Source organism: Herbiconiux gentiana (assembly GCF_024978135.1).
GTDB classification, from domain to species: Bacteria; Actinomycetota; Actinomycetes; order Actinomycetales; family Microbacteriaceae; genus Herbiconiux; species Herbiconiux gentiana.
The window spans coordinates 667,148-680,609 of sequence record NZ_JANTEZ010000002.1; the positions used below are offsets into that span (position 1 = coordinate 667,148).

Annotated in this window: 11 protein-coding genes; 3 read left to right on the forward strand and 8 right to left on the reverse strand. The window is 72.8% G+C overall.

The window, feature by feature from the left end; translation table 11 throughout:
* Positions 1 to 216 precede the first annotated feature (216 nt).
* Positions 217 to 1,398 (forward strand): substrate-binding domain-containing protein, encoded by a 1,182-nt coding sequence (locus tag NVV95_RS06850; protein ID WP_259485790.1) that lies wholly within the window; start codon positions 217 to 219, stop codon positions 1,396 to 1,398.
* A 41-nt stretch (positions 1,399 to 1,439) separates the two neighbouring features.
* On the forward strand, positions 1,440 to 2,654 hold the full coding sequence (locus NVV95_RS06855; protein ID WP_259485791.1) for an MFS transporter: 1,215 nt from the start codon (positions 1,440 to 1,442) through the stop codon (positions 2,652 to 2,654).
* 54 nt (positions 2,655 to 2,708) lie between these two features.
* On the opposite strand, the gene NVV95_RS06860 is transcribed toward NVV95_RS06855, so the two are convergent.
* The 4 genes from NVV95_RS06860 to NVV95_RS06875 are packed head-to-tail and all read right to left on the reverse strand — an operon-like array spanning position 2,709 to position 7,675.
* Positions 2,709 to 3,539 carry a GntR family transcriptional regulator gene (locus NVV95_RS06860; RefSeq protein ID WP_259485792.1) on the reverse strand — a complete coding sequence of 277 codons (831 nt, stop codon included), beginning with the start codon at positions 3,537 to 3,539 and terminating at the stop codon, positions 2,709 to 2,711.
* A 12-nt stretch (positions 3,540 to 3,551) separates the two neighbouring features.
* On the reverse strand, positions 3,552 to 4,898 hold the full coding sequence (locus tag NVV95_RS06865; protein ID WP_259485793.1) for an NtaA/DmoA family FMN-dependent monooxygenase: 1,347 nt from the start codon (positions 4,896 to 4,898) through the stop codon (positions 3,552 to 3,554).
* A gap of 6 nt (positions 4,899 to 4,904) precedes the next feature.
* Positions 4,905 to 5,972, reverse strand: coding sequence for an LLM class flavin-dependent oxidoreductase (locus NVV95_RS06870; RefSeq protein ID WP_259485794.1), 1,068 nt, complete (start codon positions 5,970 to 5,972; stop codon positions 4,905 to 4,907).
* A gap of 32 nt (positions 5,973 to 6,004) precedes the next feature.
* Complete coding sequence (locus tag NVV95_RS06875) at positions 6,005 to 7,675, reverse strand: asparaginase domain-containing protein (RefSeq protein ID WP_259485795.1); 1,671 nt, start codon at positions 7,673 to 7,675, stop codon at positions 6,005 to 6,007.
* A gap of 145 nt (positions 7,676 to 7,820) precedes the next feature.
* On the opposite strand from NVV95_RS06875, the gene NVV95_RS06880 reads away from it, so the two are divergent.
* On the forward strand, positions 7,821 to 8,714 hold the full coding sequence (locus tag NVV95_RS06880; protein ID WP_259485796.1) for an AraC family transcriptional regulator: 894 nt from the start codon (positions 7,821 to 7,823) through the stop codon (positions 8,712 to 8,714).
* Positions 8,715 to 8,779: 65 nt separating this feature from the next.
* Here NVV95_RS06880 and pdxY read toward each other — a convergent pair whose 3' ends face one another.
* The 4 genes from pdxY to NVV95_RS06900 all read right to left on the reverse strand — a co-directional run bounded on the left by pdxY (position 8,780) and on the right by NVV95_RS06900 (position 13,461).
* On the reverse strand, positions 8,780 to 9,631 hold the full coding sequence (gene pdxY / locus NVV95_RS06885) for a pyridoxal kinase PdxY (RefSeq protein WP_259485797.1): 852 nt from the start codon (positions 9,629 to 9,631) through the stop codon (positions 8,780 to 8,782).
* 112 nt (positions 9,632 to 9,743) lie between these two features.
* Complete coding sequence (locus NVV95_RS06890; RefSeq protein ID WP_259485798.1) at positions 9,744 to 10,883, reverse strand: cysteine desulfurase family protein; 1,140 nt, start codon at positions 10,881 to 10,883, stop codon at positions 9,744 to 9,746.
* Positions 10,880 to 11,794 (reverse strand): carboxylating nicotinate-nucleotide diphosphorylase, encoded by a 915-nt coding sequence (nadC, locus tag NVV95_RS06895; RefSeq protein WP_259485799.1) that lies wholly within the window; start codon positions 11,792 to 11,794, stop codon positions 10,880 to 10,882. The genes NVV95_RS06890 and nadC overlap by 4 nt, the downstream gene beginning before the upstream one ends.
* Entirely contained in the window at positions 11,794 to 13,461 is a 1,668-nt protein-coding gene (locus NVV95_RS06900; RefSeq protein WP_259485800.1) for an L-aspartate oxidase, read from the reverse strand. The genes nadC and NVV95_RS06900 overlap by 1 nt, the downstream gene beginning before the upstream one ends.
* Position 13,462 lies beyond the last annotated feature (1 nt).

Consider the following 13,462-nt stretch of genomic DNA (forward strand, 5'->3'; position numbering starts at 1 on the left):
GAGAGCGGATGCGCATCCGCTCGTCAGGCCGACGCCGCCGGTGGCGCAGCCGCTCTCCCGCCGCGCGTTCTGGCGCGGAGGAAGTGGCGCAACCGATCCTTCGCGGTGCCGAAACACCGGTGCAACGACGGCAGGACAGACTGACTCCGCTCGCACCACCTGCACCATTCCCGCGCATCCGCCCCGCCGGAGCGCCCTTCGACAGATGGAGACGCCATGCCCCGATCCGTTCCCCGCCTCGCCTCAGCCCTCGGTCTCATGGCCGTCGGAGCGCTGGCGCTCAGCGCCTGCAGCTCCGGCAGTTCGGCCGAGGAGTCCGGCGGCTCCACCGCCCCGGCCGCCGCCGTCGGCGACGTCGACCTCTCGGGCGTCTGCCCCGCCACCGTCGTCATCCAGACCGGGTGGAACCCCGAGGCCGAGCACGGTCACCTCTACGAGCTGCTCGGGCCCGACCCGGTGATCGATGCGACCGCCAAGTCGGTCTCGGGCCCGCTCTACTCCGGCGGCGAGTACACCGGCGTCGACGTTCAGATCCGCGCCGGCGGCCCGGCGACCGGTTTCCAGCCCGTGTCGAGCCTGATGTACACCGATCCCGACATCCTGCTCGGCTACGTCTCCACCGACGAGTCGATCGCGCAGTCGGCCGAGATGCCCACCACGGCCGTGTTCGCCTCGCACGACATCAGCCCCCTGATGATCATGTGGGACCCGGAGACCTACCCCGACGTGAAGACCGTGCCCGAGCTGGTGGAGTCGGGAGCGATCATCCGCTACTTCGCCGACACCGCGTACATGCAGTACCTGACCTCGGCCGGTGTCATCCCGGCCGGGCAGACCGACGCCTCCTACGACGGCACCCCGGCCAACTTCGTGGCCGCCGACGGCAAGGACGCGCAGCAGGGCTACGCTTCGGCAGAGCCGTACATCTACGAGAACGAGGTGGAGAACTGGATGAAGCCCGTCGCCTACCAGCTCATCGACGACCTCGGCTTCCGCCCCTACCAGGACCCGGTGGTCGTTCGCTCGGCCGACGTCGCCGATCAGGCCGACTGCCTGAAGGCCATCGTGCCGGTGCTGCAGCAGGCGGAGGTCGACTACTTCGCCGACCCCGCTGAGGCGAACTCGCTCATCCTCGACCTGGCCGAGCAGTACGACACCGGCTGGGTGTACTCCCAGGGCGTCGCCGACTACGCGGTGAAGACCATGATCGAGGACGGCATCTCGGGCAACGGCGACAACGATACCCTCGGCGACTTCGACGAGGCGCGCGTGCAGGACCTGATGAACAAGGTGATCCCCGTCTACACCGAGCAGGGCGTGACCCCGGCCGACGGCCTCACCCCCGGCGACCTCGTGACGAACGAGTTCATCGACACGACGATCGGGATGACCGACTGACCGAGCGCACTCCCGGCCCCCTCGCGGGGCGCCCGCTGGGCATGAACGCGCAGGCGATCCTCGTCTGCGCGTTCATCGCGTCGGCGCAGATGACCTGGGGCGTCATCGTGCCGGCCCTGCCCCTGCTGGTCGAGCGCTTCGGCATCGGCACCGGCAGCATCGGCCTCCTGCTCGCGGCGTTCGCGATCGGGCGCGTGATCGCGAACGTCCCCGCCGGTCTCGCTCTGCGGCGCGTCCCGCCCCGGCGCTTCCTGCAGATCGTGTCGGTTCTGCTGGCGGTGGTCACGGCGGTGACGGGGCTGCTGCCGAGCGAGCCGCTGCTCCTCGCCGCCCGGCTGGTGGCGGGGGTGCTCGGCGGCGCCGCCGTGACGATCGGCTTCTCGGTGCTCGTGGCGGGCGCCCCGGCCGACCGCCGTGGCCGCACCATGTCGACGGCCACCGTGGTGATGATGAGCGGGTCCGCCGTCGGCGCCCTCGTGGGCGGCGTCGCGGTCACGGTGCTCGGGGTGGCCGGCGCGTTCGCCGTGGCGGTCGTGCCCCTCGTCGCCTGTCTGCTCGTCGACCTGGTGCGGCCGGCGGCCGGGTACTGGGCGGCGTTCAGTCCGTCGGCCGAGGCGGGGGCGACCAAGGCGGGGGCGGCGACGGATGCCCGATCCGCACCCTCGGGCACACCTCGCCCTCGCCCCGCCGGCACCGGTGGGCTCGTGGTGGGCCTGATCGCCATTTCGTTCGCCACCTACCTGGCCCGGTTCGCCGGCGAGCAGGGCCTGATCCCGGTGCTCGCCTACGATTCGGGCGGGCTCACTCCCCTCACCCTCGGTGTCGCCATGGCCGTGGGCACCGTGGTCAGCATCGCCGCCCTGCCGCTGGTCGGGCACGTCGTGGACCGCGGCGCGCGCCTGGCTGTGCTGCTGCCCTCGGCGCTCGTCGGCGCCGGCGCCCTGCTGCTGTTCCCGATCGCCACCGAGCCGCTCGCCTTCGGTGCCGCGATCGTCGTGTACTACGTCTCCACCAGCATCGCCGGGGTGGTGCCGAACGTGCTCACGAGCGAGCGGTTCGAGCCCGCGGCGGCGGGAGCCGTGGTCGGGTTCACCCGAACGGCCGGTGACATCGGCTCGGCGGTGGGCCCGCTCGCGGTGTTCGCGCTCGCCGACGCGGCGGGCGCGGAGGCGGCGGTGGCGGTGATCGCGGCCGTGCTCGTCGTGGCGCTGGTGCTGCTGGCCCCGGCGGTGGCGCGCCGCCCGGCCGCGCCGTAGGCCGACCGCGCCCGCCGCCAGCGCCGCAGCGCGACCGCGCCGAAGCCCCGGCCCCTAAAGATCCGTCCGCGACGGCTCCAGCGCGATCCGCACCTGATCGGAGCGCTGGCGCCCGTGGTAGATCATCACCACGGTGCCGCCCGGCTCCCGCACGGTCGTCTCAATGAACAGCAGGGGTGTGCCCACCTCGGTCGACAGCAGCTCCGCCGCCGAGAGGTCGGCCGAGATCGCGCTGATCTGCCGGTCGGCCGTCAGGCGCTCGTGCCCGAATCGGCTCTCGATGATCTCGAAGACGTCGTCGTTCGCGTCGGCCCGCCCGAACTCGTCGCCCGGCCGCAGCGGCAGGTAGTAGGTGCGCAGCGAACCGGGGCGCCCCTGGTAGAGGATGACCCGCTCGAACACGGCCATCCGGTCGACCGTGTCGTCGAACAGCGCCGCCATCGGGGTCGGCACCGCGGTGGTCTCGCGCCAGCCGATCAGCACGTAGTCGTGGTCGACGGGCGCCGGGACGATCTTCAGCTGATCGAGCAGCCGGTCGGTGCGCCAGGTCAGCGGCCGCGGATGCGCGTACGTCCCCTGCCCGGCGGTGCGGCCGATGGTGTTCTCCTGCACGAGCATCTGCATCGCGATGCGGGCGGTGTTCCTGGTGCAGGAGAACTCGCGCGCGATCTCCTCGTCGCTCGGCAGCCGCTCCCCGTCGGTGGCGCCCGAGAGCACGAACGCCGAGACGAGGTCGCGCAGCCGCCGCGCCTCGTCCTGCCGGCGGTGCTGGCCGAGGTCGAGGATCTTGTCCTCGGTGAAGCTGCGCCGGCGCGGCGGCCCGGAGGCGCGGCCGAGGCCGGCCGGTGTGCGCCCGGCGGGCTCGATCGGGTTCTCGGGACTCACGGTCTCAGACTCTCACGCGAAGGCGGGCACCCCGAGGGTGTCACGGAGGGTCGTGCCGTCGTACCGGGTGCGGAACCGCCCGCGCCGCTGCAGCTCGGGCACGAGCAGCCCCACCACGTCGATCAGGTCGCGGGGTGTGACCTGCGGATGCGCGACCATGAAGCCGCCGCGACTGCCGGTGGCCTCGTACGACTCCTCGAGGTAGTCGGCCACCTCGGCCGCGCTCCCGGCCACGGTGTGCTCGTAGCCGGTGGCCACCTTCCACAGCGACTCGAAGAACTCCTCGCGGCTCAGCTCCGCGTCGGCGCCGTGCTCGTTCACGAGATCGCGGAAGCCCATCGGGCTCGCCTGCTTCGCGACCACCTCGGCCGTCAGCTCGGTGAGCGTGAAGCGGGACGGGAGCTTGGCGAAGTCGTAGCCGGTGTTGTTCGCGAACTGCGCGGCGGCGGCCTCGGGCGGGAGGAGGTCGGCGAGCTGCTGCTTGCGGCGGAGGGCGTCGTCGGTCGTCTCCCCGACGATCAGCTGCAGGTCCCAGAGGATGCCGACCCGCGACGGGTCGCGACCCTGCTCGAGGAGGGCCTCGTCGAGCGCCGCACGGTGTTTCGCGCGGTCGCCGTTGTCGAAGGCTCCGCCGAACACCACGTCGGCGAACGTCGACGAGGCCCGGATGCCGCGCGGCGACCCGCCCGCCTGGATCAGCACCGGCGCCTGCTGCGGACTCGGTACCGAGTTCAGTGGGCCCTTCACCTGGAAGAACTCGCCCGCGTGGTCGATCGGCCGGATCCGGCCGGGCTCGGCGACCATCCCCGTCTCCCGGTCCCAGACGAAGGCGTCCTGGTCGACGCTGCGCCAGAGCTCCTGGCAGACGGTGACGAACTCCTCCATCCGGCGGTAGCGGGCGTCGTGGTCCATCAGCGCGTCGAAGCCGTAGTTGGCCGCATCCGCTCCCCGGCTGGAGGCCACCACGTTGAAGGCCATCCGGCCCTGGGTGACGAGGTCGAGCGAGTTCAGCAGCCGGGCGACGTAGAACGGATGCATGAAGGTCGACGAGTAGGTCAGCCCGAAGCCGATGTGCTGCGTCTGCTGCGCGAGGGCCGCGATGAACGGGCTCATGTCCTGCCGCGGGTAGCCGATGCCCCACTCCACGGCCGCGTCGATCGAGTCGCCGTAGGTGGACGGGATGCCGGAGCCGTCGCCGAAGAACACCATGTCGAGGCAGCCGCGCTCGGCGGCGAGCAGCAGCTCGGTGTACATCCGCAGGTCGGGGAAGGTGCGGCCCTCCCACGACCCGGGCAGCCGCCACCGGCCCTGGTGGTGCGAGAAGGAGAGGTCGAGGGCGAGGCTCATCTGGTAGGGCACGGGCGGTCAGCCTTTCGTCGGCAGGTGGTCGAGCAGGGGCATGACCTCGGTGCCGAAGCGCTCGAGGCCCTCCTCGAAGTCGTCGAAGGTGAGCATCGTGCCGGCCGTTCCGGGCACCGCCGCGATGGCGTTGAGGTGGTCGGCCACGGTCTGCGGCGATCCGACGAGGGCGCGACCGCCGTAGAACGGCGAGACGTCGGCGCGGTGGCTCGCGGCCACGGCCGCGCTCGAGCCGTCGGTGCTGGTGTCGTTGGAGTACTCGCGCACCATCCCCTCCACCGCGCCCCGGTCGACCCCGCGCTGGTAGAGCTCGACCTTGCGGGCCGCATCGGCATCCGTGTCGCCCATCACGAGGAGGGTCGTCGCGAACGAGCCGGGTGTGCGGCCGAGGCTCTCGCTCTCGGCGGCGAGGTGGGCGTTCGAGGCGGCCACCTCCTCGGCGCTCTGGCCCGAGCCGAAGTGGTAGTCGGCGTACTCGGCCACGAAGCGGCGGCCGCGCGGCGAGGAGCCGGCCGAGATGAGGTCGATGTGCCCGACGGGGGTCGGCAGCACCTCGCAGTCCTCGATGTCGAAGTACTCGCCGTGGAAGGTGACGCGGCCGGTCTCCCACGCGGTGAGCAGGATCTGGGTGAACTCGCTGAGGTAGTCGTAGCGGTAGCCGTAGTAGTCGTCACCGCGCCACGCGCCCATCTGCGCGTACTCGCTGCGGTTCCAGCCCGCCACCAGGTTGATGCCGAAGCGGCCGCCCGAGACCTCGTCGATCAGCTGCGCCATCTTCGCCACCACGATCGGGTTGTAGCTGAGCGGGGAGACGGTGGCGTAGAGCTTGATGGTGCTCGTGATCGGGGCGAGCGACGCCATCAGGGTCATCGGGTCGATCGTGTGGTTCCAGTGCCGGGTCTCGCCGCCGTAGCCGCGGTACTTCAGCATCGCGAGGGCGAAGTCGAGGCCGTGGTGCTCGGCCTTCTCGACGATGCGGCGCTGCAGGGCGAAGGTCGGCTCGTACTGCGGCGAGGTGGTGGAGAGGATCCAGCCGTTGTTGCCGACGGGGAGGAAGACGCCGTAGCTGACCATGGTGGTGCTCCTGTTCTGCGGGGGTGGCGCGGCTAGTGGGTGTCGAAGACGGTCTGGTACCCGGCCACCGCGGCACGGATGGCGTCGAGCTCGGCCGGGGTCGGCGCCTCCGGGTCGGCGGGCAGCGGCAGCGCACCGAATTTGAGCAGGCAGGCCATCAGCAGGATGCGGGCCTTCGGTGCCGAGAGGTTGCTGCCGCGGATGAACAGGCCGCCGATCGTCGACTGCCCGAACGCGTAGCCGCCACCGCCGCGGCCGACCGCCACCACGGGCATCCCTCGGAAGACGCCCTTCAGCAGCGCCGCCCGCATGGACTCGTAGACACCGCCGTACGGCGCGGAGCCCTCGGCCACCAGACCGGAGAGCGGGTGGTCGCGCAGGTTCTTCTCGATCCGGGCCAGGATCTCGACCTCGCTGTCGGCGCTGTCGCTGAAGTCGTCCTGCCCGTAGTTGACGTAGCGGGCGATGGTCACCTTCGGCATCGCCTCGGGGCGGAGGTGACCGGCGTCGTCTCGGGTCACGACGGCGTCGCCGTGGAGGCCGGGCACCGCATCCGGGAGCCGGTCGAGGCGCAGCACCGAGGTGGAGGTGTGGCGGGCGACCGGCACGAAGGAGAGCACCGGGTCCTCGACGGTGTTGCCCACGATGCCGCCGTGGCCGCCGTAGGCGATGTAGCCGCCGGGACGCGCATCCGCCTTCTGCACCTCGCGGCTGGTGAAGATCTGGCCGTTCTGGATCATCACCGCACCGACCCGGTCGTCGCCGTGCTCGTCGGCCCAGACGCCCGACGCGATGTAGTTGACCGACTGCACGAGGTTGTGGTCGCCGTCGTTGCCGAAGACGCCGTGGCCGTACTGCGAGCAGTTGCCGATCAACGGGCGGCGGGTCGGGATGAGGAGGTTGAGCCAGTAGACGGTCTCCTCGGTGGTGGGGCTGCCCTCGAGCCAGATGGCGCCGTCGTAGTCTCCGCCGGTGAGCGTGTCGTAGACGATGTTGGTGAGCGAGGCCAGCGTGGGCAGCGCGGGCTCCTGGCGCATCGGCATGTACGGGAAGAAGTCCTCGCCCAGCACCTCGGGCGGCAGGTCGCCCGGCTCGGTGCCGCGGCGCGCGGTGTCGGTGCGCTCGGCCGCGGGCTGCCCCTTCGTGTAGCCGCCGGAGGGCGCGGCGCGCACGAAGTCGAAGTCGGCCACGCCGCTCATCAGGTTGTTGCCGCCGTAGCCGTCGAGGCCGAAGCGGTCGATCTCGGCCACGATGCGCGAGGCGTCGGGGTAGAACAGCTGCCGGGCGGTGCCGGCGTCGTCGAACGGCCCGTCCCAGGGCTCGCCGTTCGCCTGCGTGGCCGCGTAGGGCAACGGGAACGGCCCCTTCGCCGGGTCGAGCGTCACCTCGTACACGGGCGTCCAGCCGTCGTGCTCGGTCGCGCTGAACTCACCGGTCGCCGGGTCGAGCCAGCCGTCGACGGGGCCGTAGAGCTCCCGGGCGTCCTTCTCGAGCGGATGCGCGGAGAACGCCTCGACGTAGGCGGTGACCGGCGCCGCCAGCCGCTGCGCACGCAACGACTCCGGCAGGCTCTCGTCGGCGCCGGCGAGCCCGCGCGCCTGTCGCACGGACTGGCTGGTGCGCAGAGCCGCACTGTTCTGGATGGTGGCGCGAGGCCCCGAGAAGATCACCACGGAGGCCCGGGAGGCGGGAGAGAAGGTCACGCTGGAAGAGTAGGACGCGCCTGTTTCACCGGCGTTGCGTGGATGTGTTGACCGCGCTTCGCCACCGCGCACGGCCCGCAGGGCCCGGAATCACGCGGGCGGGGCTCGGCGTGGGTGGGGCTGCGCCGGTTCTAAGCTGAGGCCCGTGCTGATCCGCGACGGCTTCCCCGGGCAGCGACTGCGGGTGCTTCCGAGGCCCCGGGTCGCCGAGGCGCTGGCGGCTCCGATCACGAGGCGGATGCTCGTGACCGACGCCGGCCATTTCCCCCACGCCGCGGCGCACGGCCGCGATCGGCCCCGGGGCGCGGAGGAGGTGGTGGTCATCCTCTGCACCGGAGGGGCCGGCCGGCTCGAGGTGCGGGGTGACGAGCATCCGATGGCACCGGGCGTGGTCGCCGTCATACCGCGCGGCGAACCGCACCGCTACCGTGCCGATCCGCGCGACCCCTGGACGATCTGGTGGATGCACGTGACCGGCGGCGACGCCGACGACCTCGCGGCGGCCATCACCCGGCCTTCGGACGACTTCGCGCCCGTGCTGCAGGTGCACGACCCCTACGCCGCGAAGTCGGCCCTGGAGCACGCCCTCGTCTCGCTGGAGCGGGACGAAACGGTGGCGAGCCTCGTGTCGGCCTCGGGTGCCGCCTGGGGTCTGCTCGCCCAGCTCGCCGCCGATCGGGCGCGGGGCGCGAATCAGGCGGGCGACCCGATCCTCGCGGCGCAGGACTACCTGCGGGAGAACCTCGAGACCACGACCGGCGTGGCCGAGCTCGCCGCCATCGCAGGGCTCAGCACCTCGCACTTCTCGGCCCGGTTCCGCCAGGCCTCGGGGATGGGCGTCGTGGAGTACCACAAGCGCCTCCGCAGCGCCCGGGCGCGGGAGCTGCTGATCACGACGGAGGCGACGGTGGCCGACATCGGGCGGGCCGTGGGGTACGAGGACGCGTTCTACTTCTCACGGCAGTTCCGCGCGATCAACGGCACGAGCCCGAGCGGCTATCGGGCGGCCTTCCGGGATCGCTCGCGCCCGCACGACTGACCGGGCGAGCCGCCTCAGCGCACCTGCTTCGGGAGCCGCCTCAGCGCACCTGCTCAGGAGCCGCCTCAGCGCACCTGCTCGGCCGTGAACTGCAGTCGCGGATGCGCGTAGAACTCCTGCGCCTCGACCAGCTGCAGCTCCCGCCGCCCCGAGCGGTGGGTGGTCTCGATCAGGTCGAAGACGCTCGAGACCGTGCGCTCCAGCGCCGTCGCCGCCGACCCCGTCGAGCGGTAGTGCGCCGTGAACAGCGCCGCCGTGACGTCTCCGGAGCCGTTCGCCTTGAACGGCAGCAGCGGGGTCTGCACGATCCAGGCCCCGGCGTCGTCGACGACGAGCATCTCGATGGTGTCGGGCGCGCGGTCGGGGCGCTCGACGCTCGTGACGAGCACGGTCGACGGCCCCATCGCGCGGGCGAGGTCGGCCGAGGCGAGGGTCGACTCGATCGAGCCGGGCTCGGTGCCGGTGAGGAAGCCGAGCTCGAACTGGTTCGGGGTGATGATGTCGGCCACCGGCACGACGCGGTCGCGCAGCAGATCGGGGATCTCGGGTGCGACGAAGCAGCCCGACTTCGCGTTGCCCATCACCGGGTCGCACGCGTACACGGCCGACGGGTTCGCGGCCTTGACGCGCTGCACCGCGTCGACGATCACGTCGCCGATGCCCACGCCGCCCTGGTACCCCGACAGCACCACGTCGATCTCCGACAGCACGCCGCGCTCCTCGATGCCGACGATCACGTCGTGCACGTCCTCGGGCGAGATCAGCGGCCCACGCCAGGCGCCGTACCCCGTGTGGTTCGAGAAGTTCACCGTGTAGACGGGCAGCACCTCCACCCCGATGCGCTGGAGGGGGAACACGGCCGCGGAGTTGCCGACGTGCCCGTAGGCCACGGCCGACTGAATCGAGAGGATCTTCACCCGACTATCCTCCGCCCTCCGGAGGCCTCCCGTCACCTCGACCGGCAGAACCCCAGCGCTCACACGGCCTCCGGCCGGGCGCCGCGGGGCCGCTGGGCCAAGACCGGCGCGGTCAGCGCAGCGTCGCGAGGGACGCCAGGGTCGCCTCGAGCGCCTGCACGGCGGTGCCGAGGTCGGCGGCCGTCACGTCGTGGCCGAAGGCGAAGCGCACGGCCGTGCGGGCGACGGCCGGGTCGAGTCCGATGGCCAGCAGCACGGGAGACGGCTCGTCGCTGCCGGCCGCGCAGGCCGATCCGCTCGAGACGGTCACCCCGCGTTCCTCGAGGCCGAGCAGCACCGCCTCGCCGGCCGTGCCCGGGAAGCAGAACGAGGCGATCGAGGGCAGGCGGGCATCCGGATGCCCGGTCAGCACCGCCCCGTCGACCCGCCGCAGCACCTCGCCGACGAACTCGTCGCGGAGCGCTGTGGCGCGCGCGGCCGCCGCGACCCGACCCGGCTCGGCGAGCTCGACGGCGCGCGCCAGCCCGACCGCGAAGGCCACGTTCTCGGTGCCGGAGCGGCGACCGCGCTCCTGGCCGCCGCCGTGCAGCACCGGCTCGAGCGGGAGGCGACCGCGCACCGCCACCGCCCCGATGCCCTTGGGGGCACCGAGCTTGTGGCCCGAGATGCTCACGGCATCGGCGCCGAGCCGGTCGAGGCGCAGGTCGAGCCAGCCGGCGGCCTGCACCGCATCCGTGTGGAACAGCGCACCCCGGGCGTGCGCGATCGCCGCGAGCTCGGTCACGGGCTGCACCGTGCCGATCTCGTTGTTCGCGAGCATCACCGTGGCGAGCGTGGTGTCGTCCCGCAGCGCGGCGGCGAACGCGGCGGGGTCGACCAGCCCCGCCGAGTCGACGGGCACGACCGTGACCTCGAAGCCGTGCAGCCTCCGCAGGTGGTCGACCGACTCGACGACCGCCGGATGCTCGATGGCACTCAGCACGACGTGCCGGCCCCGGGGGCTCCCGAGCGCGAGCCCCTTCACCGCGAGGTTGGCGCCCTCGGTGCCGCCCGAGGTGAAGACGACGTCCGCCGCGCGGCAGCCGAACCACTCCGCCACCGTGGCCCGCGCCGCCCGCAGCGCCCGGGCCGCGGCATCGCCCAGGGCGTGATGGCTGGACGGGTTGCCGAACTCGCCGGTGAGGTACGGCCACATCGCCTCGAGCACTTCGCGCCGCACCGGCGTGGTGGCGGCGGCGTCGAGGTGGATCACGGGGTCTCGCGGTCGGTGTCGAGGGAGTGATCGACGTCGGTGTCGAGACCCGGGGCGGCGTCGAGGTCGACGTCGAGACCGAAGTCGAGGGCGCGCACCGAGTGCGTGAGCGCCCCGACCGAGATCAGGTCGACCCCGGTGCGCGCGATGTCGGCGACGGTGTCGAGGGTCACCCCGCCGCTCGCGTCGACGAGGGCCCGCCCCGCCACCAGCGCGACCCCCGCGCGCAGCTCGTCGAGCGTGAAGTTGTCGAGCAGGATCGTGTCGACCCCGCCCGCGAGCACCGGCTCGATCTGGTCGATCCGGTCGACCTCGACCTCGAGGTGGGTGGTGTGCGAGAGCTGCGCCCGCACGGCGCGGATCGCAGCCGTGACGTCGCCTCCGTGCCGCTGCGCCAGCACCGCGAGGTGGTTGTCCTTCGCGAGCACCGCGTCCGAGAGCGAGAAGCGATGGTTGTGCCCGCCGCCCGCCCGCACGGCCGCCCGCTCGAGGGCGCGGAGGCCGGGCGTCGTCTTGCGGGTATCGACGATCCGCGCGCCGGTGCCGGCGACTGCAACGACGTAGCGGGCGGTCTCGGTGGCGATGGCGCTCATCCGCTGCACCAAGTTGAGGGCCACCCGCTCGGCCCGCAGGATGCCCCGCGCGGGCCCGTCGACCGTGGCCAGCACGGCGCCGGCGGCGAAGCGCTCCCCGTCGCGCACGAGCGGCACCGAGCGGATGCGCGGGTCGACCAGTCGCATCGTCGCCTCCCACACGGCGACCCCGCTGAACACTCCCGGCTCCCGCGCCTCGAGTCGGGCGGTGACCCATGCCTCTTCGGGAATGAGCAGCTCGGAGGTGAGGTCGCCCCAGGGCGCGTCCTCGTTGAGTGCGCGGCCGACGACGTCGTCGATGATCTGGGTGGTGAGCATCAGGCACCGACCTCTTCCCTCAGTCCGTGTGGGGTGGCGTATCGGGTGGACGGGTACGGGAAGTCGGCTCGCGCGTGAGCGCCGCGGGATTCCTCCCTGGCGAGCGCCGCGCTCACCACCACTCGGGCGAGCTGCAGCAGGTTCGCGGTCTCGAGCCGCCGCACGTCCGTGGCCCCGGACGTGTCGATGCTCCAGGACTCGAGCACCCTCTGCGCCTCGAGCAGACCCTCCGCCGTGCGGAGGAGACCGGCGTGCCGCCACATCAGAGCCTGAAGTTCGGCGCGGGTTGGCTCGGTCGACGGCGCGGAGGGAGCGACATCCCCCGCCGGCGGCGACCAGGCCGCCGAGCGCATGCCACGGACGGAATGGAACTCGGCGCGCAGCGCGGCGGCGGCCCGATGCGCGAACACGAGGCCTTCGAGCAGGGAGTTCGACGCGAGGCGGTTGGCGCCGTGCACCCCCGTGCAGGCCGCCTCGCCGACCGCGACGAGACCGGGGAGCGAGGTGCGGCCGTCGTGGTCGGTGGCGATGCCGCCCATCCAGTAGTGGGCGGCGGGGGCGACGGGCACGGGCTCGCGGGCGAGGTCGTAGCCGGCCGCGCGGCAGGCCGCCGTGACCGTCGGGAAGCGCGCCTCGACGTCATCGACGCCGGTCGCGTCGAGCAGCACGGGGGCGCCGGTGGCGAGCATCTCGGTGGCGATGGCCCGGGCCACGACGTCGCGCGGGGCGAGCTCGGCGAGCGGATGCGCGTGCACGAGGAACCGCGCCCCGTCGACGTTGCGCAGCACGGCGCCGTCCCCCCGCACCGCCTCCGACACCAACGCCATCGCGACCCCCGCCGCCCCCGACCCCACCCCCGCCGGCGCGCCCACGCCCGGCGTCGACCCCACCCCCGCGGGCGGGCCGGGCACGGCGAGCGCCGTCGGGTGGAACTGCACGAACTCCACATCGGCCAGCACCGCCCCGGCCCGCAGTGCCGCGGCGACGCCGTCCCCCGTCGAGACCGCCGGATTCGTCGTGAACGGGTACAGCTGCCCGACCCCACCGCTCGCCAGAACGACCGCGTCGGCCCACACCTCCTCGAACGCGCCGTCGCGCATCACCCGCACTCCGACGACCCGGGCGTCCGACCCCGTGCCGCTCGGGCCGTCCGTCAGCAGCTCCACCAGCATCGTCTGCTCGAGCACCCTTACCGCCTGCGCCCGAACTGCCGCCACGAGCGCCGTCTCCACCGCCAGCCCCGTCGCGTCCCCACCCGCGTGCAGGATGCGGCGCCGCGAGTGCGCCCCCTCCAGCCCCGCGTCGAAGTCCCCGGCGGCCCGGTCGAACCCGACGCCCCACGCGATCAGGTCCCGGATGCGCGCCGGCCCCTCCTCGCACAGCACCCGCACCGCCTCCGGGTCGCCGAGCCCGGCGCCGGCCGCCAGCGTGTCGGCGACGTGCGACTCCACGGAGTCGCCCGGCATCACGGCCGCCGCGATCCCGCCCTGGGCGTACCGGGTGCTCCCATCCTCGACTGCGCCCTTGGTCACGACGACGACCTCGGCGACGTCCGCCAGTTCGAGCGCCGTCACCAGGCCGGCGACACCGCTGCCCACGACGATCACCCGCGGACGACGACCGGCCGCGAAGCCGGAGAGAAGCGCCCCCGCGCGAGCCGTCGTCATG

Coding starts and splice junctions, on each gene's coding strand:
- NVV95_RS06850 (WP_259485790.1), top strand. CDS start 217: ATGCCCCGATCCGTTCCCCGCCTCGCCTCAGCCCTCGGTCTCATGGCC.
- NVV95_RS06855 (WP_259485791.1), top strand. CDS start 1,440: ATGAACGCGCAGGCGATCCTCGTCTGCGCGTTCATCGCGTCGGCGCAG.
- NVV95_RS06870 (WP_259485794.1), bottom strand. CDS start 5,972: ATGGTCAGCTACGGCGTCTTCCTCCCCGTCGGCAACAACGGCTGGATC.
- nadC (WP_259485799.1), bottom strand. CDS start 11,794: ATGCTCACCACCCAGATCATCGACGACGTCGTCGGCCGCGCACTCAAC.
- NVV95_RS06900 (WP_259485800.1), bottom strand. CDS start 13,461: ATGACGACGGCTCGCGCGGGGGCGCTTCTCTCCGGCTTCGCGGCCGGT.